General features: G+C 72.4%; 22 protein-coding genes. 13 read left to right on the top strand and 9 right to left on the bottom strand.

Translation table 11 applies throughout. From position 1 onward, the window contains the following. Window positions 1-2 precede the first annotated feature (2 nt). The 4 genes from ACFZAT_RS09200 to ACFZAT_RS09185 all read right to left on the bottom strand — a co-directional run bounded on the left by ACFZAT_RS09200 (window position 3) and on the right by ACFZAT_RS09185 (window position 3,964). A complete protein-coding gene (locus tag ACFZAT_RS09200; protein WP_391262284.1) occupies window positions 3-977 on the bottom strand; it encodes an acyl-ACP desaturase in 975 nt (324 codons plus the stop codon). A 183-nt stretch (window positions 978-1,160) separates the two neighbouring features. Continuing rightward, window positions 1,161-2,792 (bottom strand): ATP-binding cassette domain-containing protein, encoded by a 1,632-nt coding sequence (locus tag ACFZAT_RS09195; RefSeq protein ID WP_391262282.1) that lies wholly within the window; start codon window positions 2,790-2,792, stop codon window positions 1,161-1,163. A 316-nt stretch (window positions 2,793-3,108) separates the two neighbouring features. Next, the gene (locus tag ACFZAT_RS09190; RefSeq protein ID WP_391262280.1) at window positions 3,109-3,522 is read right to left on the bottom strand and encodes an SsgA family sporulation/cell division regulator; all 414 of its coding nucleotides are present in this window, start codon (window positions 3,520-3,522) and stop codon (window positions 3,109-3,111) included. A gap of 148 nt (window positions 3,523-3,670) precedes the next feature. After that, window positions 3,671-3,964, bottom strand: coding sequence for a YciI family protein (locus ACFZAT_RS09185; RefSeq protein ID WP_391262278.1), 294 nt, complete (start codon window positions 3,962-3,964; stop codon window positions 3,671-3,673). 67 nt (window positions 3,965-4,031) lie between these two features. Between ACFZAT_RS09185 and ACFZAT_RS09180 the strand changes: the two genes are divergently transcribed. Beyond that, window positions 4,032-4,694 (top strand): endonuclease V, encoded by a 663-nt coding sequence (locus ACFZAT_RS09180; protein ID WP_391262767.1) that lies wholly within the window; start codon window positions 4,032-4,034, stop codon window positions 4,692-4,694. A 7-nt stretch (window positions 4,695-4,701) separates the two neighbouring features. Here the strand turns inward: ACFZAT_RS09180 and ACFZAT_RS09175 are convergent, their stop codons facing one another. Beyond that, complete coding sequence (locus ACFZAT_RS09175) at window positions 4,702-5,892, bottom strand: saccharopine dehydrogenase NADP-binding domain-containing protein (RefSeq protein WP_391262276.1); 1,191 nt, start codon at window positions 5,890-5,892, stop codon at window positions 4,702-4,704. Between the two features lie 213 nt (window positions 5,893-6,105). Between ACFZAT_RS09175 and ACFZAT_RS09170 the strand changes: the two genes are divergently transcribed. From ACFZAT_RS09170 to ACFZAT_RS09155, 4 genes are read left to right on the top strand one after another with little or no spacing between them, the layout of a single operon-like run. Beyond that, the gene (locus tag ACFZAT_RS09170) at window positions 6,106-7,257 is read left to right on the top strand and encodes a CoA transferase (RefSeq protein WP_391262274.1); all 1,152 of its coding nucleotides are present in this window, start codon (window positions 6,106-6,108) and stop codon (window positions 7,255-7,257) included. Then, window positions 7,257-8,399, top strand: coding sequence for an acyl-CoA dehydrogenase family protein (locus ACFZAT_RS09165; RefSeq protein ID WP_391262272.1), 1,143 nt, complete (start codon window positions 7,257-7,259; stop codon window positions 8,397-8,399). The genes ACFZAT_RS09170 and ACFZAT_RS09165 overlap by 1 nt, the downstream gene beginning before the upstream one ends. Before the next feature lie 49 nt (window positions 8,400-8,448). Then, window positions 8,449-9,663 (top strand): acetyl-CoA C-acetyltransferase, encoded by a 1,215-nt coding sequence (locus ACFZAT_RS09160; protein WP_391262270.1) that lies wholly within the window; start codon window positions 8,449-8,451, stop codon window positions 9,661-9,663. A 31-nt stretch (window positions 9,664-9,694) separates the two neighbouring features. Then, window positions 9,695-11,902, top strand: a complete 2,208-nt coding sequence (locus ACFZAT_RS09155; protein ID WP_391262267.1) for a 3-hydroxyacyl-CoA dehydrogenase NAD-binding domain-containing protein — start codon at window positions 9,695-9,697, stop codon at window positions 11,900-11,902. 53 nt (window positions 11,903-11,955) lie between these two features. Here ACFZAT_RS09155 and ACFZAT_RS09150 read toward each other — a convergent pair whose 3' ends face one another. After that, a complete protein-coding gene (locus ACFZAT_RS09150) occupies window positions 11,956-12,687 on the bottom strand; it encodes a MerR family transcriptional regulator (RefSeq protein ID WP_391262265.1) in 732 nt (243 codons plus the stop codon). A gap of 266 nt (window positions 12,688-12,953) precedes the next feature. Between ACFZAT_RS09150 and ACFZAT_RS09145 the strand changes: the two genes are divergently transcribed. Together ACFZAT_RS09145 and ACFZAT_RS09140 are read left to right on the top strand one after the other, a co-directional pair. Then, window positions 12,954-13,565: a TetR family transcriptional regulator gene (locus ACFZAT_RS09145; RefSeq protein ID WP_391262264.1), complete on the top strand. Its 612-nt coding sequence runs from the start codon at window positions 12,954-12,956 to the stop codon at window positions 13,563-13,565. Window positions 13,566-13,621: 56 nt separating this feature from the next. Then, window positions 13,622-14,431, top strand: a complete 810-nt coding sequence (locus ACFZAT_RS09140; RefSeq protein ID WP_391262262.1) for a tetratricopeptide repeat protein — start codon at window positions 13,622-13,624, stop codon at window positions 14,429-14,431. A gap of 10 nt (window positions 14,432-14,441) precedes the next feature. Here ACFZAT_RS09140 and ACFZAT_RS09135 read toward each other — a convergent pair whose 3' ends face one another. Then, window positions 14,442-15,344, bottom strand: coding sequence for an oxygenase MpaB family protein (locus ACFZAT_RS09135; protein ID WP_391262260.1), 903 nt, complete (start codon window positions 15,342-15,344; stop codon window positions 14,442-14,444). Window positions 15,345-15,486: 142 nt separating this feature from the next. Here ACFZAT_RS09135 and ACFZAT_RS09130 point away from each other — a divergent pair, with 142 nt between their 5' ends. After that, window positions 15,487-16,389 (top strand): oxygenase MpaB family protein, encoded by a 903-nt coding sequence (locus ACFZAT_RS09130; protein ID WP_391262259.1) that lies wholly within the window; start codon window positions 15,487-15,489, stop codon window positions 16,387-16,389. Here the strand turns inward: ACFZAT_RS09130 and ACFZAT_RS09125 are convergent. After that, window positions 16,352-17,392, bottom strand: coding sequence for a substrate-binding domain-containing protein (locus ACFZAT_RS09125; protein WP_391262257.1), 1,041 nt, complete (start codon window positions 17,390-17,392; stop codon window positions 16,352-16,354). The genes ACFZAT_RS09130 and ACFZAT_RS09125 overlap by 38 nt on opposite strands. A gap of 172 nt (window positions 17,393-17,564) precedes the next feature. On the opposite strand from ACFZAT_RS09125, the gene ACFZAT_RS09120 reads away from it, so the two are divergent. Together ACFZAT_RS09120 and ACFZAT_RS09115 are read left to right on the top strand one after the other, a co-directional pair. Then, window positions 17,565-18,890: a DUF2817 domain-containing protein gene (locus ACFZAT_RS09120; protein WP_391262255.1), complete on the top strand. Its 1,326-nt coding sequence runs from the start codon at window positions 17,565-17,567 to the stop codon at window positions 18,888-18,890. A 74-nt stretch (window positions 18,891-18,964) separates the two neighbouring features. Continuing rightward, window positions 18,965-20,710, top strand: a complete 1,746-nt coding sequence (locus ACFZAT_RS09115; protein WP_391262253.1) for a BCCT family transporter — start codon at window positions 18,965-18,967, stop codon at window positions 20,708-20,710. 229 nt (window positions 20,711-20,939) lie between these two features. On the opposite strand, the gene ACFZAT_RS09110 is transcribed toward ACFZAT_RS09115, so the two are convergent. Next, window positions 20,940-21,863 carry an FAD-dependent oxidoreductase gene (locus ACFZAT_RS09110; protein ID WP_391262251.1) on the bottom strand — a complete coding sequence of 308 codons (924 nt, stop codon included), beginning with the start codon at window positions 21,861-21,863 and terminating at the stop codon, window positions 20,940-20,942. A gap of 77 nt (window positions 21,864-21,940) precedes the next feature. Between ACFZAT_RS09110 and ACFZAT_RS09105 the strand changes: the two genes are divergently transcribed. The 3 genes from ACFZAT_RS09105 to ACFZAT_RS09095 all read left to right on the top strand — a co-directional run bounded on the left by ACFZAT_RS09105 (window position 21,941) and on the right by ACFZAT_RS09095 (window position 25,594). Next, window positions 21,941-23,578 carry an ATP-binding cassette domain-containing protein gene (locus tag ACFZAT_RS09105; protein WP_391262250.1) on the top strand — a complete coding sequence of 546 codons (1,638 nt, stop codon included), beginning with the start codon at window positions 21,941-21,943 and terminating at the stop codon, window positions 23,576-23,578. Between the two features lie 97 nt (window positions 23,579-23,675). Next, the gene (locus tag ACFZAT_RS09100) at window positions 23,676-24,344 is read left to right on the top strand and encodes an FCD domain-containing protein (protein WP_391262765.1); all 669 of its coding nucleotides are present in this window, start codon (window positions 23,676-23,678) and stop codon (window positions 24,342-24,344) included. Window positions 24,345-24,379: 35 nt separating this feature from the next. After that, window positions 24,380-25,594, top strand: a complete 1,215-nt coding sequence (locus tag ACFZAT_RS09095) for an amidohydrolase (RefSeq protein ID WP_391262248.1) — start codon at window positions 24,380-24,382, stop codon at window positions 25,592-25,594. Window positions 25,595-25,665: the final 71 nt, after the last annotated feature.

Below are 25,665 nucleotides of genomic sequence, written 5' to 3'. Positions count from 1 at the left end.
GGTCAGCCCTGGGCGCGGGCGGCCATCCGGGCCTTCCGGGCGGCCAGCTTCTCGTCGAACTTCGCGGCCTCGGTGTCCAGGCCGTGCATGTACAGGCCCAGCTCCTCCTGCGCCTTCAGGCCGTCCGGGCCCAGCCCGTCGATGTCGAGCACCTTCAGATAGCGCAGCACCGGCTGGATCACGTCGTCGTGGTGGATGCGCATGTTGTAGATCTCGCCGATCGCCATCTGCGCGGCGGCCCGCTCGAAGCCGGGCATGCCGTGGCCGGGCATCCGGAAGTTGACGACGACGTCGCGCACCGACTGCATCGTCAGGTCCGGGGCCAGCTGGAACGCCGCGCCCAGCAGGTTGCGGTAGAAGACCATGTGCAGGTTCTCGTCGGTCGCGATGCGCGCCAGCATGCGGTCGCAGACCGGGTCGCCCGACTGGTGCCCGGTGTTGCGGTGCGAGACTCGGGTCGCCAGCTCCTGGAAGGCCACATAGGCCACGGAGTGCAGCATCGAGTGGCGGTTGTCGGACTCGAAGCCCTCCGCCATGTGCGCCATCCGGAACTGCTCCAGCTTGTCCGGGTCGACGGCGCGCGAGGTGAGCAGGTAGTCCCGCATCACGATGCCGTGCCGTCCCTCCTCGGCCGTCCAGCGGTGCACCCAGGTGCCCCAGGCGCCGTCGCGGCCGAAGAGCGTGGCGATCTCGTGGTGGTAGCTGGGGAGGTTGTCCTCGGTGAGGAGGTTGACCACGAGCGCGATCTTGCCGATGTCGGTGACCTTGGACTGCTCGGCCTGCCACGCCTCGCCGTCCTCGAAGACGCCGGGGAAGTTGCGCCCGTCGGAGAAGGGGACGTACTCGTGCGGCATCCAGTCCTTGGCGACCTTGAGGTGCCGGTTGAGCTCCTTCTCGACCACCTCTTCCAGCGCGAACAGGAGGTGGGCATCGGTCCACGCCTGTGAACTGCCGAGATGGGGAGAAGTAAGGGTCACGGGGGCTCCTGGGGACGGGAGAACTACCTACGGCTTCGTAGGTTACGAGACCGTAGGTTAAAGCGGCAGTAAGGCTCTGGCCAAGCCCGAACGGGCGAGCATCGCTCACTCTGTGTGACGGAAGGCCGAAAAAGGGGGTGTGCGCCGGCCCGGCGCACACCCCCTTGCCCCTGGATCCCTGGATCAGACCCCGGCACGTACCTCCTCGGCCGTGGTGTCCCGCAGTTCGCCGTCGAGCAGCAGCCAGCGGGTGATCCCCAGCGATTCCAGGAACGGCACGTCGTGGCCGGCCACCACGAGCGCCCCCTCGTACGCCGCGAGCGCCTCGGTCAGCCGTCGTACGCTCGCCAGGTCGAGGTTGTTCGTCGGCTCGTCCAGCATCAGCAGCTGGGGCGCCGGCTCGGCCAGCAGCAGCGCGGCCAGCGCCGCCCGGAACCGCTCCCCGCCCGACAGCGTCCCCGCCGCCCGGTCCGCCCGCGCGCCCCGGAAGAGGAAGTGCGCGAGCCTCGCCCTGATGTGGTTGTCGGTGGCGTCCGGGGCGAACCGCGCCACGTTCTCCACCACGCTCAGCCCGTCGTCCAGCACGTCGAGCCGCTGGGGCAGGAAGCGCAGCGGGACCTCGGTGACCGCTTCCCCGGACACCGGTGCCAGCTCGCCGGCGAGCGTACGGAGCAGTGTGGTCTTGCCCGCCCCGTTGCGCCCCACCAGCGCGATGCGCTCCGGACCGCGCACCTCGTACTGGCCCCGCACCCGTGCCCCGTACGCGAGTTCCAGATCGCGCAGGACCAGGACGCCGCGGCCCGGATGGACCCGGGTGTGCGGCAGCTCGACCCGGATCTCGTCGTCGTCGCGGACCAGCTCGACGGCGCCGTCCAGGCGCTCCTTCGCCTCGGCCAGCCGCTCCGCGTGCATGATCCGGTGCTTGCCCGCGGACTCCTGCGCGGCCCGTTTGCGCGCTCCCATGACGATCTTGGGCTCGCGCTTCTGCTCGTACATCTTCTGCCCGTACCGCTTGCGCCGGGCCAGTTTCACCTGTGCCTCGGCCAGTTCGCGCTTCTGCCGCTTCATATCGGCCTCGGCGACGCGCACCATGCGCTCGGCCGCCTCCTGCTCGACGGCCAGCGCCTCCTCGTACGCGGAGAGGTTGCCGCCGTACCAGGTGACGGTGGAGTCCCGCAGGTCGGCGATCTGGTCGACGCGCTCCAGGAGTTCCCGGTCGTGGCTGACGAGGACGAGCACCCCGTGCCAGGCGTCGACCGCCGCGTACAGGCGCTGCCTCGCGTACACGTCCAGGTTGTTCGTCGGCTCGTCGAGCAGCAGCACATCGGGCCGGGCCAGCAGCAGGGCTGCCAGCCGCAGCAGCACGCACTCGCCGCCCGACATCTCGCCGACCGTGCGGTCGAGCCCGATGTGGCCGAGGCCCAGTCCGTCGAGGGTGGCGCGGGCCCGCTCCTCGACGTCCCAGGCGTCGCCGACGGCGGCGAAGTGCTCCTCGTCGGCGTCACCGGCCTCGATGGCGTGCAGCGCCGCACGGACCGTGTCGATCCCGAGCGCGGCGTCGACGCGCAACTCCGTGTCCAGGACCAGGTTCTGCGGCAGATAGCCCACGTCGCCGGAGACGCTGATCCGGCCCTCGGTGGGTTTCAGTTCCCCGGCGAGCAGCCGGAGCAGGGTCGATTTCCCGGCCCCGTTGAGGCCGATGAGCCCCGTGCGGCCGGGGCCCACGGAGAGCTGGAGGCCGTCCAGGGCACGGCCGCCGTCGGGCCAGACGAGGGACAGGCCGGAACAGGTGATGTGGGCGGTGGGGGTAGACATGAGGAATCTCCCGGTTGCGAGGAAGGACAGGGCAACGGGACGAGACACCGGCCACTGGCATTCGACGCGGTCCGGCGGGAATTCCGGGATCGCGGAGGGAAGGCCCTGGTCGCGGAGGACGGCTCGGAGAGCTGAGGTCGCACTCGGGCGCGCGGACACGGCACAGGCCGGTCATGGCACGCGACACGGTGTCTCGGGACCTCAGACCTTCAAGGGCCTGCTCCATTCGGCGACGACAAGGACACCGGAGAAGTTACGCGGGGCCCGGAGAGGGAGCAACCGAATTAACGGGCCCGCGCGCGAGAGGGGCGCGGACTCAGCAGGAGCCGAACAGCTCGGTCAGATTCCGGTCCAGGTCGAGGAACCGGTGCTCGTGACCGCAGGGCACCAGCTCCTGGGCCCGCCGAAGGAACCGCCGCAGGTCCGCGGTGCGCACATGCACCATGGCGATCCCCTCGGCGGCGTGGAACTCCAGCACCGTGCGGTCGTAGCCGAACGGCCGGATCCGTACGTCCCCGAGCCCGGACGGGACCTCCATCCCGGCGGCGAGCAGGTCCCGGGAGAACTGCCAGGACACCTCGGTCCCTTCCAGTGTCGCCGGCGCCGGGAACGCCATGCGTACGGCGAAGGGGTCCGCCCGGTCATAGCTCAGGACGGCGGGCAGCGTCTCCATCTGCGGCGCGGACGCCACCATGCGGGCCTGTACGGACTGCTCGATGACCGTGGACACGAACCTGCTCCCTCTCGCGACCGGACGAACGGTTCCCGGCACCCTTGGAGACGACGGAAGCCGTCGATCCGTGCACCGGGAGTCGGCGTGAGCTGTATCACCGCACACCGCTGCCTGTTCACCTGCCCCGTTACGGGCGGAGCACCCGTCAGAGCCGCTGGCGGTAAGGGGCGAGCGCGTCCGAGGTCTTGGTGGCGATGAACTCGGTGATCCGGTACGCGCAGACGCCCGCGACGACGAACGGATCGGTCGCCGCCAGCTCTTCGATCGCCGCCCGGTCGTCCCCGACCGCGAGGATCACCCCGCCGTCCCGGGGGTTCTTGCGCCCGGAGGCGATGAACACCCCGGCCTCGTACTGCCGGTCGAGCCAGGCGACGTGCGCGTCCAGAGCGGCGTCGACGCGGTCCAGCGGGGCGGTGTAGGACAGCTCAAGTACGAACATGATCTCAGGCTACCGGCGGGGGCGTCGGGGCCACCGCCTAGGGTGACGCACCATGACAGCGCTGCACATGCCCTCCGACGCCGCCGAGGCCCGTGCCGTCCAGGACGCCCTGCGCGGCCGGGTGATCCTCGACGAGCCGGGCCCGCCGCCCGGGACCGGCCGGGTGACCGGGGTCGACGTCGCCTACGACGACGAGCGCGACATCGTGGCGGCGGCGGCCGTCGTGCTCGACGCCGCCACGCTGGAGGTGGTGGAGGAGGCGACCGCCGTCGGCCGGGTCAGCTTCCCGTACGTCCCGGGGCTGCTGGCCTTCCGCGAGATCCCGACCGTCCTGGCCGCCCTGGAGAGCCTGCGCGACGACCCCGGGCTCGTCGTCTGCGACGGGTACGGCAGGGCCCACCCCCGCCGCTTCGGCCTCGCCAGCCACCTCGGCGTCCTCACCGGACTCCCGGTCATCGGCGTCGCCAAGAACCCGTTCACCTTCACCCACGAGCCGCCGGGACCCGCGCGCGGGGACCAGTCGCCGCTGCTGGACGGGGCGGAGGAGGTCGGCCGGGCCCTGCGCACCCGGACCGGCACCAAGCCGGTCTACGTCTCCGTCGGGCACCGCACCGGTCTGGACAACGCCGTCGCGCACACCCTCGCGCTGGCCCGTGACTTCCGGCAGCCGGAGACCACGCGCAGGGCGGACGCCCTCTGCCGCAGGGCCCTGCGCGAGGCCACCGGCTGAGGGTCGTTCAGCGCACCGCCGCCACCCGGAACCGCAGCCCCGCCGCCACCAGCCGCTCCAGCAGCGCGTCGCCCATCGCGGCGGCCGTCGTGACCTGCCCCGAGGTGGCCGGCAGCTCATCCAGCGCCAGGCACAGCGCGGACTCCGCCAGCATCTTCGCCGTCTCGTCGTACCCCGGATCGCCGCCCGAGACCTCCGTGAAGACCTGCCGCCCGCCGCCCTCGCCGACGAACCGCACGGTGAACCAGCTGCGCCGCCTGCGCTCCGCGTCCGGGCCCGCGCCGGGCTCGTAACGCCCCATCAGCCACTCCCGCGCGGCCGGCACCTGCGCGGCGCCGAGCAGCGCGCCGAGCGCGGCGGTGCCCCCGAGGGCCACGGGGAGGTGCTTGACCGAGGCGTAGTGGCGGTAGCGGAAGTCGGGGCCGTAACGGGGCAGCGCCTTCGCCGATCGGGCGATGATCCGCGCGTCGAGCGTCGGCAGCGGAAGCGCCCAGGTACCGGTCTCCGGGCTGAAGCGGGGGCGGCCGAGCGGGGCGTGGACGCGGCGGCCGGCCACCCGGGGCTCGTACAGCCGGCGCTCCTTCGCGGCGCGCGCCGTCTGCGCGCCGCGGCCCATCGCGGTGAGCGCCGAGGCGAACGTACCGCCGGAGAAGACGGCGTTGCTGCGGACGAAGCCGTCGACGCGCAGCGGCACGTCCTGGGGCAGCTGCCGGACCGTGAAGTAGGCGCCGAGGTCGTGCGGCACGGAGTCGAAGCCGCAGGCGTGCACGATGCGGGCGCCGGTCTCGCGGGCCCGGGTGTCGTGCGCCACGTACATCCGGTCCACGAACTCCGGCTCGCCCGTCAGGTCGGTGTAGTCCGTCCCCGCCTCCGCGCAGGCGGCGACCAGCTCCTCGCCGTACCAGACGTAGGGGCCGACGGTCGTGGCCACCACGTGCGTCGACTCGGCCAGCGCGCGCAGGGAGGCGGCGTCGGCCGCGTCCGCCGTCACCAGCGGCAGGTCCGCGCAGCGCGGATCGAGGGCGGTCAGCCGGGTGCGGAGCTTCTCCAGCTTGGCGCGGTCGCGTCCGGCGAGCGCCCAGCGGCAGCCCTCGGGGGCGTGCCGGGCCAGATACTCGGCGGTGAGCGCGCCCACGAAACCGGTGGCGCCGAAAAGGACTACGTCATAGGGGCGTGCGGGCCCGTTCTGCCTGTTCACGAAAGCCTCCACGGAGGACGGCGCCGGACGGAGCGAGCAGAGGTTAGCGCGGCCGCCGTGGCGGTGTGCGGGCGGGAGGGGGTCATGGGGGAGTATCCATGAGTATCCACGAAAAGAACTAAGCGCTTGCTCGGCTCAGGGGGTTGTGCGGAGCGCGGTGCGTTCTTAGCATCATCGATGTTACATCAGTTGTGTCATACCGCTGGGGGCTCGATGGCGACACCAGGGAACGGCCCGCGCGGGCCCCTCGACGGGCTTCGGGTGGTGGAACTCGCCGGCATCGGCCCCGGCCCTTTCGCCGCGATGCTGCTGGCCGATCTGGGCGCCGACGTGGTGCGCGTCGACCGCCCCGGCGGCGCCGGACTCGGCATCGACCCGGCCCGCGACCTCACCAACCGCAACAAGCGCTCCGTGCTCGTCGACCTCAAGGCCCCGGACGGCCCGGCCACCGTCCTGGACCTGGCCGCCCGCGCCGACGTCCTCATCGAGGGCTACCGGCCGGGCGTCGCCGAACGCCTCGGCGTGGGCCCCGAGGCCTGCCTGGCCCGCAACCCGAAGCTCGTCTACGGGCGGATGACCGGCTGGGGCCAGGACGGACCGCTCGCCGAGCGCGCCGGACACGACATCGCGTACATCGCGCTCACCGGCACCCTCTCCATGATCGGCCGGCCGGACGAGCCGCCCACCGTCCCCGCCAACCTGGTCGGCGACTACGCGGGCGGCTCGCTCTACCTCGTCGTCGGCGTCCTCGCCGCCCTCCAGCACGCCCGTACGCCCGGCGGCATCGGGCAGGTGGTCGACGCGGCGATCGTGGACGGCGCCGCCCACCTCGCCACGATGATCCACGGCATGCTCGCGGCCGGCGGCTGGCAGGACCGGCGCGGCGCCAACCTGCTGGACGGCGGCTGCCCGTTCTACGGCTCGTACGAGACCGCCGACGGGCAGTACATGGCGGTGGGCCCGCTGGAGCAGCGGTTCTACGACGAGTTCGTGCAGCTCCTCGGCCTCGCGGACACCGTCCCGGACCGCAACGACCTGGGCCGCTGGGACGAGTTGCGCGCCGCCGTCGCGGACCGGTTCCGCACCCGCACCCGCGCCGAGTGGACCGAGGTCTTCGACGGGTCGGACGCCTGTGCGGCCCCGGTCCTCTCGCTCCGCGAGGCCCCGCACCACCCCCATCTCGCCGCCCGAGCCACCTTCGTGGAGCACGGCGGACTCATCCAGCCCGCGCCCGCGCCCCGCTTCTCGGCCACGCCCACCTCCGTGCGCACCGGGCCCGTCCTGCCGGGCGCGGACACCGATGCCGTCGCCGCCGACTGGGACGTGCCCGGCCTGCGGACCACCCGGAAGGACACCACCCCCTGATGCAGCGGCAGATCTTCACCGAAGAGCACGACGCGTTCCGCGAGACCGTGCGCACCTTCCTCGCCAAGGAGGTCCTTCCGCACTACGAGCAGTGGGAGAAGGACGGCATCGTCTCGCGCGAGGCGTGGCGCGCGGCCGGCCGGCAGGGCCTCCTCGGCCTCGCGGTGCCCGAGGAGTACGGGGGCGGCGGCAACCCCGACTTCCGCTACAGCGCTGTCCTGGCCGAGGAGTTCACCCGGGCCGGCACCCCCGGGATCGCACTCGGGCTGCACAACGACATCATCGGCCCGTACCTCACCGGCCTCGCCACGGACGAGCAGAAGCGGCGCTGGCTGCCCGGCTTCTGCAGCGGCGAGATCATCACCGCCATCGCCATGACCGAACCGGGTGCCGGCTCCGACCTCCAGGGCATCCGCACCACCGCCGAGGACAAGGGCGACCACTGGCTGCTCAACGGCTCCAAGACCTTCATCTCCAACGGCATCCTGGCCGACCTGGTGGTCGTCGTCGCGAAGACCACCCCGGAGGGCGGCGCGAAGGGCCTCTCGCTGATCGTGGTCGAGCGCGGCGCGGAGGGCTTCGAGCGGGGCCGCAACCTCGACAAGATCGGCCAGAAGTCGCAGGACACGGCCGAGCTGTTCTTCAACGACGTGCGCGTCCCCAAGGAGAACCTGCTCGGCGAGCGCGACGGCGCCTTCATCCACCTGATGACCAATCTCGCCCAGGAACGCATGGGCATAGCCGTCGCCGGGATCGCCGCAGCCGAACACCTCCTGGAGATCACCACCGGGTACGTCAAGGAGCGCGAGGCGTTCGGCCGGCCGCTCGCCAAGCTCCAGCACATCCGCTTCGAGATCGCGGAGATGGCCACCGAGTGCGCCGTCACCCGGGCCTTCCTCGACCGCTGCATCGTGGACCACTCCGACGGCACCCTCGACGCCGTGCACGCCTCGATGGCGAAATGGTGGGCGACCGAACTGCAGAAGCGCGTCGCCGACCGCTGCCTCCAACTCCACGGCGGCTACGGATACATGGCGGAGTACCCGGTGGCCCGGGCGTTCACCGACGGGCGCATCCAGACCATCTACGGCGGCACGACCGAGATCATGAAGGAGATCATCGGCCGCTCGCTGCTCGCCTGACCCGCCTCCCGAACCACGCTCGCGCCACCACCCCCGAAAGGCAGCTGTCTTGAGTACCGAAGCATTCGTCTACGACGCGATCCGCACCCCGCGCGGCCGCGGCAAGGCCAACGGCGCCCTGCACGGCACCAAGCCCATCGACCTCGTCGTCGGCCTGATCCACGAGATCCGCGCCCGCTTCCCCGGCCTCGACCCGGCCGCGATCGATGACATCGTCCTCGGCGTGGTCAGCCCGCTCGGCGACCAGGGCTCCGACATCGCCCGGATCGCCGCCATCGCGGCCGGCCTCCCCGACACCGTCGCCGGCGTCCAGGAGAACCGCTTCTGCGCCTCGGGCCTGGAGGCCGTCAACCTGGCCGCCGCCAAGGTGCGTTCGGGCTGGGAGGACCTGATCCTCGCGGGCGGTGTCGAGTCGATGTCCCGGGTGCCGATGGGGTCCGACGGCGGCGCCTGGGCGATGGACCCGATGACCAACTACGAGACCGGCTTCGCCCCGCAGGGCATCGGCGCCGACCTCATCGCCACCATCGAGGGCTTCTCCCGCCGCGATGTGGACGAGTACGCCGCGCTGTCCCAGGAGCGGGCTGCCGAGGCGTGGAAGGACAACCGCTTCGCCCGGTCCGTCGTGCCCGTCAAGGACCGCAACGGCCTCGTCGTCCTCGACCACGACGAGCACATGCGCCCCGGCACCACCGCCGACTCGCTCGCCGCGCTCAAGCCCTCCTTCGCGACGATCGGCGAGATGGGCGGCTTCGACGCCGTGGCCCTCCAGAAGTACCACTGGGTCGAGAAGATCGACCACGTCCACCACGCGGGCAACTCCTCCGGCATCGTGGACGGCGCGTCCCTCGTCGCCATCGGCAACCAGCAGACCGGCGAGCGCTACGGGCTCACCCCGCGCGCCCGTATCGTCTCCGCCGCCGTCTCCGGCTCCGAGCCGACCATCATGCTCACCGGCCCCGCCCCCGCCAGCCGCAAGGCACTCGCCAAGGCCGGGCTGACCATCGACGACATCGACCTCATCGAGATCAACGAAGCCTTCGCCGGGGTCGTCCTGCGGTTCGTCCGGGACATGGGCGTCTCCCTCGACAAGGTCAACGTCAACGGCGGCGCCATCGCGCTCGGCCACCCGCTGGGCGCCACCGGCGCCATGATCCTCGGCACCCTCATCGACGAACTGGAGCGCCGGGACCGGCGCTACGGCCTCGCCACCCTGTGCGTGGGCGGCGGTATGGGCATCGCCACCGTCATCGAGCGTCTCTGACCGTTCCCTTCCTACGGAGAAGACAAAACCCATGACCGAGAGCACGACCATCCGCTGGGAACAGGACGAGACCGGCGTCGTCACCCTCGTACTGGACGATCCCGACCAGTCCGCCAACACGATGAACCAGGCGTTCAAGGACTCCATCGCAGCCGTCGCCGACCGCGCCGAGGCCGAGAAGGACTCCATCCGGGGCATCATCTACACCTCCGCCAAGAAGACCTTCTTCGCCGGTGGCGACCTCAAGGACATGATCCGGATCGGTCCGGAGAACGCGCAGCTCGCGTTCGACACCGGCACCGCCATCAAGAACTCGCTGCGCCGCATCGAGACCCTCGGCAAGCCGGTCGTCGCCGCCATCAACGGCGCCGCCCTCGGCGGCGGTTACGAGATCGCGCTCGCCTCCCACCACCGCATCGCGCTCGACGCCCCCGGCTCCCGCATCGGCCTCCCCGAGGTCACCCTCGGCCTGCTCCCCGCGGGCGGCGGCGTCACCCGCACCGTGCGCCTCATGGGCATCGCGGACGCCCTGCTCAAGGTCCTCCTCCAGGGCACCCAGTACACCCCGCGCCGCGCGCAGGAGAACGGCCTCGTCCACGAGGTCGCCGCCACGCCCGAGGAGATGCTGGAGAAGGCCCGCGCCTTCATCGACGCCCACCCCGAGTCCCAGCAGCCCTGGGACGTCAAGGGCTACCGGATCCCCGGCGGCACCCCGTCGAACCCGAAGTTCGCCGCGAACCTGCCGGCCTTCCCGTCGAACCTGAAGAAGCAGATCGCGGGCGCCCCCATGCCCGCGCCGCGCAACATCCTCGCCGCCGCCGTCGAGGGCTCCCAGGTCGACTTCGAGACCGCGCTGACCATCGAGGCCCGGTACTTCACCGAGCTGGTCACCGGCCAGGTCTCCAAGAACATGATCCAGGCCTTCTTCTTCGACCTCCAGGCCGTCAACTCGGGTGCCAGCCGCCCCAAGGGCATCGAGGAGCGCCAGGTCCGCAAGGTCGCCGTCCTCGGCGCCGGGATGATGGGCGCGGGCATCGCCTACTCCTGCGCCAGGGCCGGGATCGAGGTCGTCCTCAAGGACGTCTCCGCCGAGGCCGCCGCCAAGGGCAAGGCGTACAGCGAGAAGCTGCTCGACAAGGCGCTGTCCCGGGGCCGTACGACCGAGGCCAAGCGCGACGAGCTGCTGGCCCGCATCACTCCGACCGGTGACGTGGCCGACCTCGCGGGCTGCGACGCGGTGATCGAGGCCGTCTTCGAGGACACCGCCCTCAAGCACAAGGTGTTCCAGGAGATCCAGGACGTCATCGAGCCCGACGCGCTGCTCTGCTCCAACACCTCGACCCTCCCGATCACGGTCCTCGCCGAGGGCGTCTCGCGCCCCGTGGACTTCATCGGGCTGCACTTCTTCTCGCCGGTCGACAAGATGCCGCTGGTCGAGATCATCAAGGGCGAGAAGACCGGCGACGAGGCGCTGGCCCGCGCGTTCGACCTGGTCCGCCGGATCAAGAAGACCCCGATCGTCGTCAACGACTCGCGCGGCTTCTTCACCTCGCGCGTCATCGGCCAGTTCATCAACGAGGGTGTCGCGATGGTCGGCGAGGGCGTCGAGCCCGCCTCCGTCGAACAGGCCGCCGCACAGGCCGGGTACCCGGCCAAGGTGCTGTCGCTGATGGACGAGCTGACGCTCACCCTGCCGCGCAAGATCCGCAACGAGACCCGCAAGGCCGTAGAGGAAGCGGGCGGCACCTGGCCCGGCCACCCGGCGGACGAGGTGATCGACCGGATGGTCGACGAGTTCGGCCGCCCCGGCCGCAGCGGCGGCGCGGGCTTCTACGAGTACGACGAGGCGGGCAGGCGCACCCGCCTGTGGCCGGGCCTGCGGGAGCACTTCGGGGGTTCCGGGGGTCGCTCCCCGGATGGGCACAGCGCCGAGCCGGACACCGGGATCTCGTTCACCGACATGCAGGAGCGCATGCTCTTCTCGGAGGCGCTGGACAGCGTCCGCTGCCTGGAGGAGAACGTCCTCATCACCGTCGCCGACGCCAACATCGGCTCCATCATGGGCATCGGCTTCCCCCCGTGGACCGGCGGAGTGCTCCAGTACATCAACGGTTACGAGGGCGGCCTGCCCGGCTTCGTGGCCCGCGCCCGGGAACTCGCCGAGCGCTACGGGGACCGCTTCCTGCCGCCCGTGCTGCTGGTCGAGAAGGCGGAGAAGGGCGAGACCTTCCACGACTGACCCGAAGCGCGGTGCCGTGCCGCCCCTCGCCGAGGGGCGGCACGGCACCGCGCTCATTCGGCGGTGAACGCCGCCCGCAGCTCCTCCTTCAGCGACCGCTGGAACGCGGTCACCAGGGCCTGGAGCACCATCGGCTGCATGTGCGCGGACAGCGACTTCATCGCCTTGACGTGCTCGGGGTCCGCCTCCCGCTCACGGTACGGATTCCACACCTCGTCCCGGAAGAGCCGGGTCAGCTCCTGCGCGGCCGAGCGGGTGTGCTCCAGCAGCACCGTACGGGCGGCGAGGATGGTCTCGTGCGCGATCGGCACGTCCAGCAGCTCCACGCCGAGCCGCAGCAGCCCCGGGTCCAGCCGGAAGACCCCGTCCCCGGGCGCGGACCGCTCCAGCACCCCCATCGCGGCCAGCCGGTCGAGGTCCTGGTCGCTCAGCGGCCGCCCGGCCCGCCGCTCCAGCTCCGCCCGCGAGGCGTCCTCCGGCGAGTCAGGCGCCCAGGAGGCGACCAGGGCCCGGTGAATGGCGAGATCGTGGGCGCTCAGATCGGGCGGCAGCTGCTCCAGGTACCGTTCGATCGCGGCGAGCGTCATGCCCTGGTGCTGAAGCTCCTCGATGAGCGCCAGCCGTGACAGGTGGTCGTGGCCGTAGTGCCCGACCCGGCGCGGCCCGATCACCGGAGGCGGCAACAGCCCCCGGGTGCTGTAGAACCGCACGGTCCGCACGGTCACCCCGGCACGAGCCGCCAGCTCGTCGACGGTGAGCTTCGGCTCCTCGGCCTCGGTCGCCATGTCCGCTCCTCGTGTCCGGTGCCCGGTGCAACAGTATTGCTGTCTCACCACCGATGTGAAAGTGCGGCCGGGCCACGGTCAGTGCCGCCGCCCAGCATCGTCCACGTGTGCAACGACCACGCCCTGGAGCTGGGTGCCTCGGTGCACATGCCCCGCATCGGCATCCGGATCGGACCCGCCGGGCCGGACGCCTGCCGTGTGGCCTGGTACGGGTATACGGGACGTGTCACTCTGTTGCGGGTGTGCGGGCGGACCGGGGAGGGCTCATGGCGGTACGCGGCAGGGAGGAGGCGGGGCCCGGTGCACCCGCCGACGCGCTGGGGGAGCAGATCCTCGACGCCGCGCGCGAGCAGTTCATGACCTTCGGGCTGCGCCGCTCCACCGTGGACGACGTGGCCAAGCGCGCCGGGGTCTCGCGGGTGACCGTGTACCGCCGGATCGGCAACAAGGACAGCCTGGTGTCCGCGTGCCTGCTGCGCGAGTACCGCAGGTTCGTGGCGGAGGTGGACGAGGCGGTCGCCGCGCTGCCCACCCCCGAGGACCGGCTGGTGGAGGGCTTCGTCGCCGTGCTGCGGCACATCCGCGAGCACCCGCTCATCGGCGGGCTGCTGCGGCTCGAGCCCGAGACCATGCTGCCCTTCCTGACCGTGGAGAGCGGCCCCGCCTTCCTCGCGATCCGGAGCTATCTGGCGGGCAGGCTGCGCGAGGTGCGGCGGCTGGAGGGCGGACCGGAGACCGACCCGACGCCCGTCGCCGAGCTCATGGTCCGGATCACCGTCTCCTTCCTCCTCAACCCGGTCAGCTGCTTCGAACTGGACGACGACGCCCAGGTCCGCGACTTCGCCCGCCGCTGCCTGGTGCCGCTGCTCGCCGCATGAGCCGGAAGCACCCACCCCTTGCCGGACCCCGCGCGTCCCCTCCCTAAGCTCCGGGCATGAAGTTCTTCCGATCGCGCGTCAGACGTACGAAACCGTCCCCCGTATTCCGGCTGGCCGAGCTGTACCACGCCGGGCAGTACGCCGAGGCGGAGAAGGAGGGGCGTGCCCTGATCCGGTCGCCGCTGTCCGAGAGGGAACTCGTGGTGGCGCGGACGGTGATCGCCATCTCGACAGGAGCCCAGGGCCGCCACACCGAAGCCGTCAGCGAGTACGAGGAAGCCCTTGCGGTCTCCCGCGAGTTCTACGGTGCCGGGCACTGGCAGACCCTGAAACTCCGCTCCGACCGCGCCCAGCAGCTGGCCGCGGTGGGCCGGCACGCCGAGTGCGAGGCCGAGTGCGAGGCCCTCGTCCACGCCACGGCCGGCACCACGGACGAGGACTTGCGGCTCGTCGCGGCCGCCGCCGCCAACGGCCTCGTCTACGCCCTCAACCAGCGGGGGCAGCACGTGAAGGCCGAGGCACTGGCCCGGGAGGCCCTGGCGGAGCCGAGCGCGACACCCCACGTCCGCCGTGTGCTCCAGCTCGGCCTGGCCCGCAGCCTCAACGGCCAGGAACGCTACGAGGAAGCGCTCGCCGAGGCCGCGACCTCCGGCGAACTGCACCGCGCCCTGTCCGAGGGACAGCGTGTCCCGGACGAGGGTGCCGCGGACCTGGTCACCGGCACCGCTCTGCTGGGCCTGGGCCGCACCGCGGAAGCCCGCACCCGGGCCGATGCCGCCCTCTCCGCCTGCCTGGCCTCCTTCGGGCCGGACCACTACCGCACCGTGGAGGCCAGGGAGCTGCTGGCCCGCTTCGACCCCGCCTGACCCGGGAGCCTCAGCCGCGCTCGGGGCCCGGCCGGACGGCGGACTCGTCCGGCAGCGGTTCCAGCGGCCGGCTGCGCGCCCAGTGCGGCCCGAGGTCGTCCAGCCGCCAGCCGAAGGGGTACGAACGCGGCCGCGGCCGGGCCGGGAGGCGGCGGGGCCTGGCCGGCATCCCGCGCACGCACCGCGCCCGAAGCCGCAGCGCCGCCGACGCCGAGGTCCGCGCCCACCGGGGCTGCGGCCGGAAGCCCAGGGCCCGCAGCAGCGGCTCGTCGAGCAGGGCCAGCGCGAACCGGGCCACGAACGGCCGCAGCGGTCGCGGGTACCAGCTCGCCATCGTCCGGAACGTGGCACTGGCCACCCGCCGGTTCGCCGGGTCGTACGCGAACATCCGCTCCTCGTACGCGTCGAGCAGCCGCTCGAACCCCTCGTACGTGTCGGGCACGTCCTCGATGCCCATCATCGCCCCGGTCTTCCGCGCCGCCTCCGCCAGCGCCCGCACCTCCTGCGTGCACAGCGGGCGCCAGCCGTACCGGTCGATCCAGCGCTTCGGGCCCACGACCGTCGTCGCCAGGACGTACCGGAAGTCGTCGTTCTCGATGCGGTACTTGCCGTGGATGCGGTTCAGGTGCCGCGCCGCCGCCCGCCCGCGCTCCGAGTCGAAGCCGTCGGCGGCCATCTCGTACCCGATCAGCACCGTGTCGTCGTACCGCTTCTGCCCGTTGCGCTCGAACTCCTGGGTGCGGTCGAGGAGCACGGAGATCCGGGGGACACCGTAATCACGCAGGAACGCCACGCTCACGCCCTGCCGGTAGTCCCACGGGAACTCGTACTGGGAGATCAGCCGAAGGATCTCGGCGTAGTCCCGTGCCGGATCCATCCGGCGGATCTCACGCAGGCGGCTGTACCGGCCCATGGTGCGCCCTCCTGTCCGTGTCCCGGCTTCGGCGCGCCCGTTCCGGAGCGATGTGACGGCACGTCTGTTCCGGAGAGTCAAAGTTACAAATACTATCGACTTGTTTCATCGACGCCGTCAACACCACCGCCGGGAGCACCGCATGAGCAACAGGAACGACCCCGCGCCGCCCCCGCCCGGCGGCGTGCTGTGGAGCCTGTCCGGCGACATCCGGGCCCTGCTGATGCTGCCCGCCGCCCTCACCCTCCAGGTCGCCCATCCCGCCGTCGGCGCGGGCGTGGACGAGCACTCCGTGTTCCGTACGGACCCCTGGGGACGCGGCGAGCGCTCACTCAGCTCGCTCCAGCTCTGGGTGTACGGAGGCGAGGAGGCCGCCGAGGAGGGGCGCAGGCTCCGCCGGCTGCACCGCACCATCCAGGGCACCGACACCCGGGGCCGCCCGTACCACGCCCTGACCCCGGCGAACTACGCCTGGGTGCACGCCACCGGCTACCCCGTCTACATGCACGGCGCCCGCTACCTGCTGCGCCCGCTCAGCCGCGCGCAGGAGCGCGCACTGTACGCGGAATGGCTCCAGGTGGGCCGGGTGCTCGGCATCCAGGACCGGGACATGCCGCAGACGATCGAGGAGTTCTGGCCGTATTTCCGCGCCATGCTGGCCGACGGGATCGAGAAGACCCCCGTCGTCGCGGAGCTGGTCGCCACCGACACCGCCGTCCCGCCGCCGGACCGGGGGCCGTGGGCGCTGCGGATGCTGCTCAGGGCGGTGTGGCCGGTGCTGCTCCCGCCGCTCGCCCGGTTCCGCTCGTTCCTGACCGTCGGGCTGATGCCGCCCGCCGCCCGCGAGGCCATCGGCCTGGAGTGGACCGACGCGCAGGAGCGCGCCCTGCGGCGGTTCTGCGCGGTGGTCCGGCTGGTCGTCCCGGTCCTGCCGGAGCGGCTGCGCTATCTGCCCCGGGCCCGGCGCGCCCGGGCGGCGTACCGGGCGGCCGTCCGCGGGGGCGGGCTCAGGCCGAGGCGCGGCGGACCAGCCGCGTCGGCGTGATCACCGACTCCGGCCCGGTGCCCCCGTCCTCCAGCCGCTCCATCAGCAGCCGGACCATCAACCGGCCCATGCCCACCACGTCCTGACGTATCGTCGTCAGCGGCGGGTCCGTCGCCTCCGCGACCGACTCCATGTCGTCGAAGCCGACCAGCGCCACGTCCTGCGGCACCCGCCGCCCCCGCTCCCGCAGCACCCGCAGCGCACCCGACGCCATCAGGTCGTTCGCCGCGAACACCGCGTCCACGTCCGGCCGCCGCTCCAGCAGCTCGGCCATGGCCCGTGCGCCGCCCTCCACCGTGAAGTCGCCGTCGATGAGCAGCGCCGGGTCGGCGTCCGGCAGGATGTCCGCGTAGCCGTCGATCCGGTCCAGCGCCGACGTCTGGTCGCGCGGGCCCGCGATGTGCGCGATGCTCCGGCGGCCGAGCCCCGCCAGATGCCGTACGGCCTCCCGGGCACCGCCCCGGTTGTCGCAGTCCACGAAGGGCACCGCTTCGGTCGGCGCACCCCGGCGCCCGGGCCTGCCGCCGTAGACCACCGGGACGCGGAACCGCCGGATGGCGGCGGGGAGTTCGTCATCGGTGTGCAGCGAGAAGGCCAGCACCCCGTCGACGTGGCCGCCGCCCAGATAGCGGCTGACCCGCTCGAAGTCGCCCCGGCCTTCCACCAGGAGGAGCACCAACTGGGCGTCGTGCGCGTTCAGTTCCCGACTGATGCCCCGGATGTGCTGGGAGAAGAACGGGTCGGAGAAGATCCGCGCCTCGGGCTCGTCGATGATCACCGCCACCGCCCCGTTGCGCCGGGTCACCAGGGTGCGCGCCGCGTGGTTCGGGACGTAGCCCAGCTCCTCGACCGCCTTGCGCACCTGGTCCACGAGCGGCTGCCGGACGCCCGCGCCGCCGTTCACCACCCGGGACGCCGTCGCCCGGGAGACTCCGGCACGGGCCGCCACCGCTTCGAGCGTGGGACGTGCGTGGAGCGGGGCATCGGGGGACGGACCGGGCAAGGGACGCTCCTCTGTGGCACATCGGGTCCGGCCGGTCGGCCGGCCCCGCCAGCCTAGTCCCGGCCCGGGTCGGGCCGCGCCGGGACCCAACGGGCCGCAGGGCCTGCCCGTTTCCGGAATTTCCCCGTGTACGGGGCTATCGCCCGGGACGGCTCCGCAGTACCTTCCGCCCATGCCGATCGCGCCGACGGCCGGGGGACGGCGGCTGCCCCGGCGCGGCCGTGCACGCGATCTCGCCCTGGCGGTCGCCACCGCCGCCCTGACCGTCCCCCTGCTCGGCGTCCCCTCGGACGCCGCCCGCTCCACCGCGCCGCGTACCGGCTTCGAGGTCAGCGGCGGGGCGCGCTGGACCCGGCAGTCCGAGGAGACGTCCCTGCTCGCGGAGATCGCCCGGCGCGGCGACCACGTCTCCGTGCGGCGGATCGGCACCACGTCCCGGGGCCGCCCCCTGCGCCTCGTCCGGATCGGCAGCACCGACCCCGACGCGCTCATCGTGCTCCTGGTCTGCGGCCAGCACGGCGACGAGCCCGCCGCGCGGGAGGCCTGCCTGAGCACGGTCCGGGACCTCGCCTACGCGACCGACGCGCGCACCCGCCGCCTCCTCGCCCGGACCGGGATCCTGGTGGTGCCCACCGCCAACCCCGACGGCCTGGCCGCGGGGACCCGTACCAACGCCGACGGCGTGGACGTCAACCGCGACCACCTCGCCCTGCGCAGCCCCGAGGCCCGTGCCGTCGCCGCCGTCCTGCGCGACCACGAACCCGATGTGATCGCGGACTTGCACGAGTACGCGGCGACCGCGCCGTACTACGACAAGGACCTGCTCGTCCTGTGGCCCCGCAACCCCAACACCGACGAACGGCTGCACGACGAGGCGCGGGCCCTGGCCCTGGACCGGGTGCGGCCCGCCGCCGGGAAGGCGGGCTTCGGCACCGGTCTGTACGGCGTGTGGACCGACCCGGCCACCGGCGACCCGGTCAAACGGACCGCCGGTGACGGCCAGGAGCGCATCCTGCGCAACGTCGCCGGCCTCAGCCATGCGGTCGGACTGCTGGCCGAATCCCGTACGGACGCGCTCGCCGCCGCGGAGCGCGCCGATCCGGCACACAACGCCCGCCGCCGTGTGACGTCCCAACTCGTGGTCCTCAAGGCGCTCTTCCGCTACGCGGACGAGCGGCGGACAGACATCGCCGCCGCCACCGCCGCCTCCCGCGCCGCCGGGGCCGTTGACCGGGGCCCCGTGTTCCTCGGGGGCTCGGACGACGAGGCCCCGGCGCCGGACGACACCCTCGCCGATCCGCCCTGCGGCTACCGCCTCACGGCGGAACAGTTCGCGCGTGTCCGGGACGAACTCGCGCTGCACGCCGTCACCTCCCGGCCCGACGGCGACGGGGTCTACGTACCCCTGCGGCAGCCCGCCCGGAAGCTGATCCCGCTCCTGCTGGACGGGCGGGCCGCATATCACCTCACAAACGGTCAACCCGATACCGCTTGTTGATCCCGAAAGATATGGGTTTGGTGTGGTACTGCCTACGGAGAGCTATTTGTCGGCTTCCGTGAAAGGTGCCATTCGTGTCGCAGGACGATCAGAGAACGGGCGGCAGAGGGGACGTGCCGGTGACGGCCGACCTCTCCGAAGAACCGGGCCACGGCCGGCGCCCCGTCACCGACCGGGTGGTGTTCGGCGTCACGGCCTGCCTCACCCTGGCCTTCGTCATCTGGGGGGCCACCGCCACCGACTCGCTGGAGGACGTCTCCGACAAGGCCCTCAACGGCCTGATCCACAATGGCGGTTGGGCGTTCATGCTGGCCGCGTCCGGATTCGTGGTCTTCGCCCTGTGGCTCGCCATCAGCCGGTACGGAAACATCACGCTCGGCCAGGAGGACGAGGAGCCGGAATTCCGCACGGTCTCCTGGGTCGCGATGATGTTCAGCGCCGGTATGGGTATCGGTCTGATGTTCTACGGGGTCAGTGAGCCGCTCGCCCACTTCACCGACCCGCCGCCCGGTACCCGCCCCGCCGACGCCGCGGAGGCGATGCAGACGGCGATGGCCACCACCCTGTTCCACTGGACGCTGCACCCGTGGGCGATCTACGCGGTGGTCGGCCTCGGCATCGCGTACAGCACGTTCCGGCGCCGCAGGCGGCAGACCATCAGCGCCGTGTTCGAGCCGCTGATCGGCCCCCGCCACGCCCACGGCGGCCTCGGCCGGTTCATCGACATCCTGGCCATCTTCGCGACCCTCTTCGGCTCCGCCGCCTCGCTGGGCCTCGGCGCCCTTCAGATCGGCAGCGGCTTCCACGAGCTGAACTGGAAGGAGAAGACCGGAACCGGTCTGCTCGTCCTGATCATCGCCGTGCTGACCGTCGCGTTCATCGCCTCGGCGGTCTCCGGCGTGGAGAAGGGCATCCAGTGGCTGTCCAACATCAACATGGTGCTCGCCCTGATCCTGGCCGTGTTCGTGTTCATCGCGGGTCCCACGATCATCGTGCTCGACCTCATCCCCACCTCGATCGCCTCCTACTTCGGCGACCTCCCGCAGCTCGCGGGCCGCACCGAGGCCACCGGTGAGGGCGAGGTCGCGGACTGGCTCGGCAGCTGGACCGTCTTCTACTGGGCCTGGTGGATCTCCTGGACGCCCTTCGTCGGCATGTTCATCGCCCGCATCAGCAAGGGCCGCACCATCCGCCAGTTCATCGGCGGCGTCATCCTGGTGCCCAGCACCGTCAGCCTGATCTGGTTCGCCATCTTCGGCGGCACCGCCATCAAGCTGCAGGAGGGCGGCAAGCTGGGCGGCGCCGACACGCAGGAGGCGCAGCTCTTCGGCGTGCTCCAGCAGTTCCCCGTCGCCACGCTGATGAGCATCCTGGTGATGGTGCTCGTCGGCATCTTCTTCGTCTCCGGCGCGGACGCGGCGTCCATCGTGATGGGCACGCTGTCCCAGAAGGGCATCCTCGAACCCGCCAAGTGGGTCGTCATCTTCTGGGGCGTCGTCACCGGCGCGGTCGCCGCGATCATGCTCCTCATCGGCAACGGCAAGGGCGACGCCCTGGCGGGCCTCCAGAATCTGACCATCCTGGTCGCGGCGCCCTTCACCATCGTCATGCTCTGCATGTGCGTGGCCCTGATGCGCGACCTGCGCCAGGACCCCCTCATCGTGCGCCGCGAGTTCGGCGTGGAGGCCGTGGAGTCGGCGGTCATCGAGGGCCACGCCAAGTACGACGGCGACTTCGAGATCCGCATCGGCCCGGGCGGCAGCCAGATCACGACGGAACGCCACGACGGCGACAAGCCGGGGGGCTCCAGCCCGGCCTGAGGGGCCCGCGGGGGCGGACGGATCTCGTGCGTGGGCGGGCCCGGGTGCCGCCGCCCCAGCGGCCGCCGTCGCCCGGTTCCGGTCGCGTCCCGACCGCTGCGCGCGGCCCGGGGCCCCCGCCCCCGCGCGCCCGTCGCGACTCCCGCCCGTGCCGCGCCTCCGTGCAGTCCGCCGCAGCCGGACCGCCTGCCCGGCTCCATGCCGTTGCTGCCCGTCCGGGGGCTCGGGGCTACCCCACCAGCCGCGCCGCCTCCCGTGCGCAGCCCAGGGCCACCGTCACGCCCGCGCCCCCGTGTCCGTAGTTGTGCACCAGCCGTGCGCCTCCGGGCAGGAGCTCCGTCTCGATGCGGACGCCCCTGTCCCGGGACGGGCGGAGGCCCACCCGGTGACCGATGATCTCCGCGTCGGCGATCTCCGGGCGGACCCGGGCGCACCGCGCCACGATCTCCTCGGCCGTACCGGGGTCGGGCGTCGTGGTCCAGTCACCGGCCACCGCCGTGCCGCCGAGCACCAGGCGGCCGGGCTGGGGGAAGAAGTACGTGGTGGCGCTCGACGCCGGGTCGGCCTCCGTGAACCACTCCCGTATGCCCGGGTTCTCCACCAGCACCAACTGCCCGCGCACCGGGCGCACCCCGGCGTCCGGGACCAGGTCGCGGGCGCCGAGGCCGGCGCAGTTCACCACCGTGCCCGCCTCCTCGGCGGCCTCGGCGAACGAGGTGACCGTGCGGCGCTCGACCGTGCCCCCGGCCGCCCGCACCCGGTCCTCCAGCCACGCCAGGTGCGCGGGCATGTCGATCAGCGGCAACCGGCACCGCAGGCCGTCGGCGGTCTCCACGGCGTCCTTCAGCTCCCCGGCCCACGCCCCGAGGTTCGCCAGGCTCTCGCCCCGGTGAAGCCCTTCCACCAGACGTACGCCGGTCTCCTCCGGGCGTACGGCCAGCTCCTCGTACCACCACAGCGCGGCCAGCGACCAGTCGCCCACACGGTCCAGCGGCTCGATCCGGTAGGGCCACCACAGGGCGCCCGCCACGGCCGACGTCGTGTCGCCGGCCGGCTCCCGCGACCACACCCGCACCCGGTGCCCCCGCTCCGCCAGCACCTTCGCCGTGGTCAGCCCGCTGACCCCGCCGCCCACCACGATCACGTCCGCCACCACTGCCGCCTCCCGGTCCGCGCACCTACGGCGCTCGCCCGGCGCGCCGCCCCCGGCACATTAGGATCTGCACCCTGATGACTGCCACCCTCGTCGCCAAGGATCTCGCCGCCGGACACGGCGACCGCACGCTGTTCGCCGGACTCGACCTCGTGGTCGCCCCCGGGGACGTGATCGGTCTCGTCGGAGTCAACGGCGCCGGAAAATCGTCCCTGCTCCGGCTGCTCGCCGGCCTCGACCAGCCGGAGGAGGGCGAGCTGCGGCTCTCCCCGCCCACCGCCACCGTCGGCCACCTGCCCCAGGAGCCCGACCGGCGCCCCGGCGAGACCGTACGGGAGTTCCTGGCCCGCCGGACCGGCGTCGCCGAGGCCCAGACCACCATGGACGCCGCCACGGAGGCGCTGGTCGAGGGCGCCCCCGGCGCGGACGACGCCTACTCCGAGTCCCTGGAGCGCTGGCTGTCCCTCGGCGGCGCGGACCTGGACGAGCGCGCCGAGGAGACCGCCGCCGAACTCGGCCTCACCGTCGGCCTCGACCTGCCGATGACCGCGCTCTCCGGCGGCCAGGCGGCCCGCGCCGGACTCGCCTCGCTCCTGCTGTCGCGCTACGACGTCTTCCTGCTCGACGAGCCCACCAACGACCTGGACCTGGACGGCCTGGAACGCCTGGAGAAGTACGTCTCCGGGCTCCGCTCCGGCACCGTCGTCATCAGCCACGACCGCGAATTCCTGATGCGCACGGTCACCAAGGTCCTCGAACTCGACCTGGCCCAGCAGCAGATCAACCTGTACGGCGGTGGCTACGCGGCGTACCTGGAGGAGCGCGAGCGCGCCCGGCGGCACGCCCGCGAGGAGTTCGAGGAGTACGCCGACAAGCGCTCGGCGCTGGAGAGCCGCGCCCTGATGCAGCGCTCCTGGATGGACAAGGGCGTCAAGAACGCCCGCCGCAAGGCCACCGACTCCGACAAGATCGGCCGCAAGTTCCGCAGCGAGTCCAGCGAGAAGCAGGCCGCCAAGGCTCGCCAGACGCAGCGCATGATCGAACGGCTCGACGTGGTGGAAGAGCCCCGCAAGGAGTGGGAGCTGCGCATGGAGATCGCCTCCGCGCCCCGCTCCGGCTCGGTCGTCGCCACCCTGCGCGAGGCCCGCGCCGTACGCGGAGACTTCGTGTTCGGTCCCGCCTCGCTCCAGATCGACTGGGCGGACCGGGTCGCCATCACGGGCGCCAACGGCTCCGGAAAGTCGACCCTGCTGGCCGCGCTGCTCGGCCGCCTCCCGCTGGACTCGGGGCACGCGACCCTGGGCTCCGGCGTGGTGGTCGGCGAGGTGGACCAGGCGCGCCGGCTCTTCCACGGCACGGAGACGCTCCTGGAGGCGTTCTGCGCGGCGGTCCCGGAGACGGAGCCCGCCGACGTACGCACGCTGCTCGCCAAGTTCGGACTGCGCGCCGACCACGTCATGCGCGCGGCGACCACCCTGTCACCGGGGGAGCGCACCCGGGCGGCGCTCGCCCTGCTCCAGGGCCGGGGCGTCAACCTCCTGGTGCTGGACGAGCCCACGAACCACCTGGACCTCCCGGCGATCGAACAGCTGGAGTCGGCGCTCGACTCGTACACCGGGACCCTGCTCCTGGTCACGCACGACCGCCGGATGCTGGAGGCGGTCCGCACGACGCGCCGGATCGCGGTGACGGAGGGCAGGGTGACGGAGGTCTGAGATCTGGTATGCCAAACCCGTGATCCGCACCCCCGGAACTGCATGATCGCCGGTCGACCGTAACGCTTGGCATACCAAGTGCTACGGTCGCCTCGTGATGACTCAAGCGGGCGACCCCGCCGCCTCGCACGCCGACCACGCCGAGCGGGCGATCCGCGCCGGCATCCTGTCCGGCGCGCACCCGCCCGGCTCACGGCTGCGCGAACGCGAGCTGTCCGAGACCCTGGGCGTCTCGCGCATCCCGGTCCGCGAGGCGCTCACCCGGCTGACCGGTGAGGGCCTGGTCGTCATGTCCCCGCGCCGGGGCGCTTCCGTGCGCGACCTCTCGCTGCGGGACGTCGCCGAACTCTTCGACCTCCGCCTCAGCCTGGAGGTCTTCGCCACCCGCCGGGCCGCCGAGGCGTGCGCGGCCGGGGGAGACGGGGAGCCGCTGCGGGCCGCGATGGAGGCGGCGGAGGCCGCCACCGCGCGGGGCGACGCCGCGGAGATCCCGGCCGCCAACACCGCCCTGCACGCGGAGATCGTCGCGATGACCGGCAACCGGCTGCTCCGGGACGCGCTGCAGCCCTCGCTCGGCCTGGTGCAGTGGCTGTTCGGCCTCACCGGCGGCCGCGACCCACGCGTCCAGTGCGCCGAGCACCGGGACATCTGCGCCGCGATCCACGCGGGCAAGCCGGACCTGGCCGCGGCACTCGCGTACGCGCACATCGAACGGGGGAGGGAGCCGTCCCTGACGGCGTTGTCCGGAATCCTTCCGCCCGAGTGACACCACCGCACACACCCACACAGGAGAAGCGCCACATGCTGATCAGCGACGTCCGTCCGTGGGGCGGAGAGTCCAGCGACCTCACCGTCGAGGACGGGGTGATCACCGCGATCACCCCGCACGACCCGTCCCGGGCCGCCACGGAGGACGCGGTGGCCGGCCGGGGACGACTCGCCCTGCCGTCGTTCTCGGACGTCCACTGCCACCTGGACTCCACGCGGATGGGCCTGCCCTTCCGCCCGCACACGGGTGCCCCCGGCGTCTGGGGCATGATGATGAACGACCGCCGGCACTGGCGCGAGGACGAGTGGGACGTCGCCCGCCGGGCCACGTACACCCTGGGCCGGATGATCGAGCGCGGCACCACCCGCGTACGGAGCTACGCCCAGATCGACGCGGACTGCGGCCTCGAACGCTTCGAGGGCGTCCTCGCGGCGAAGGAGGCGCACGCCGGCCGGTGCGAGGTCGAGATCATGGCGTTCCCACAGGCCGGCCTGCTCCGGGAGAAGGGCGTGCCGGAGCTGATGGACCGGGCCCTGTCCTCGGGCGCCGCGGTCGTCGGCGGCATCGACCCGTGCACCCTGGACCGCGACCCCGTACGCCACCTGGACATCGTGTTCGGCCTCGCCGAGCGCCACCACGCCCCGGTCGACATCCACCTCCACGAGCCGGGCGCGCTCGGGGTGTTCAGCGTCGACCTGATCCTGGAACGGGTGCGCGCCCTGGACATGGCAGGCCGGGTGACCATCTCGCACGCCTACGACCTGGGTTCGGTGAACGAGGCGACGACGCGCCGCCTGATCGAGGAGTTCGCCGAACTGGACGTCGCGATGGCGACCGTGGCCCCCGCCCGCCACCATTCCCTGCCCCTGGCCGACCTGACCGCCGCGGGCGTCCGGGTGGGCCTGGGCGAGGACGGCCAGCGCGACTTCTGGTCCCCGTACGGCAACGGCGACATGCTGGACCGCACCTGGCAGCTGGCCTTCACGAACGGCTACCGCGCGGACGCCCTGATCGAACACACGGTGGCCGTGGCCACGATGGGCGGCGCGTCCATCCTCCAGGACGGCCCGCCCCGCCTGACCTCCACGACGGACCGTCCGGGCGTCACGGTGGGGGCGAGGGCGGACCTGATCCTGCTGGAGGGCGAGACGGTGACATCAGCGGTGATGGACCGCACCGAGGACCGCACGGTGCTGCACGAGGGCCGCGTGGTGTCGGACCGCCCGGCCCTCGGCCCCGCTGCGTAAACCCATCGCCCCGCTCCTCCAGCCCCTCCGGCGCTTGAGGAGCGGGGCCCGGGGCAGAGCCCCGGTCACGG

It is taken from the genome of Streptomyces sp. NPDC008163 (assembly GCF_042956885.1).
Lineage (GTDB): Bacteria > Actinomycetota > Actinomycetes > Streptomycetales > Streptomycetaceae > Streptomyces > Streptomyces drozdowiczii_A.
This window is presented reverse-complemented; position numbering and strand designations above follow the sequence as displayed.

Bases quoted from the DNA above. Each gene is read 5' to 3' on its own strand.
- ACFZAT_RS09195 (WP_391262282.1), bottom strand. From the start codon at position 2,792: ATGTCTACCCCCACCGCCCACATCACCTGTTCCGGCCTGTCCCTCGTC.
- ACFZAT_RS09185 (WP_391262278.1), bottom strand. From the start codon at position 3,964: ATGTTCGTACTTGAGCTGTCCTACACCGCCCCGCTGGACCGCGTCGAC.
- ACFZAT_RS09180 (WP_391262767.1), top strand. From the start codon at position 4,032: ATGCCCTCCGACGCCGCCGAGGCCCGTGCCGTCCAGGACGCCCTGCGC.
- ACFZAT_RS09170 (WP_391262274.1), top strand. From the start codon at position 6,106: ATGGCGACACCAGGGAACGGCCCGCGCGGGCCCCTCGACGGGCTTCGG.
- ACFZAT_RS09165 (WP_391262272.1), top strand. From the start codon at position 7,257: ATGCAGCGGCAGATCTTCACCGAAGAGCACGACGCGTTCCGCGAGACC.
- ACFZAT_RS09155 (WP_391262267.1), top strand. From the start codon at position 9,695: ATGACCGAGAGCACGACCATCCGCTGGGAACAGGACGAGACCGGCGTC.
- ACFZAT_RS09150 (WP_391262265.1), bottom strand. From the start codon at position 12,687: ATGGCGACCGAGGCCGAGGAGCCGAAGCTCACCGTCGACGAGCTGGCG.
- ACFZAT_RS09145 (WP_391262264.1), top strand. From the start codon at position 12,954: ATGGCGGTACGCGGCAGGGAGGAGGCGGGGCCCGGTGCACCCGCCGAC.
- ACFZAT_RS09140 (WP_391262262.1), top strand. From the start codon at position 13,622: ATGAAGTTCTTCCGATCGCGCGTCAGACGTACGAAACCGTCCCCCGTA.
- ACFZAT_RS09135 (WP_391262260.1), bottom strand. From the start codon at position 15,344: ATGGGCCGGTACAGCCGCCTGCGTGAGATCCGCCGGATGGATCCGGCA.
- ACFZAT_RS09130 (WP_391262259.1), top strand. From the start codon at position 15,487: ATGAGCAACAGGAACGACCCCGCGCCGCCCCCGCCCGGCGGCGTGCTG.
- ACFZAT_RS09120 (WP_391262255.1), top strand. From the start codon at position 17,565: ATGCCGATCGCGCCGACGGCCGGGGGACGGCGGCTGCCCCGGCGCGGC.
- ACFZAT_RS09105 (WP_391262250.1), top strand. From the start codon at position 21,941: ATGACTGCCACCCTCGTCGCCAAGGATCTCGCCGCCGGACACGGCGAC.
- ACFZAT_RS09100 (WP_391262765.1), top strand. From the start codon at position 23,676: ATGACTCAAGCGGGCGACCCCGCCGCCTCGCACGCCGACCACGCCGAG.
- ACFZAT_RS09095 (WP_391262248.1), top strand. From the start codon at position 24,380: ATGCTGATCAGCGACGTCCGTCCGTGGGGCGGAGAGTCCAGCGACCTC.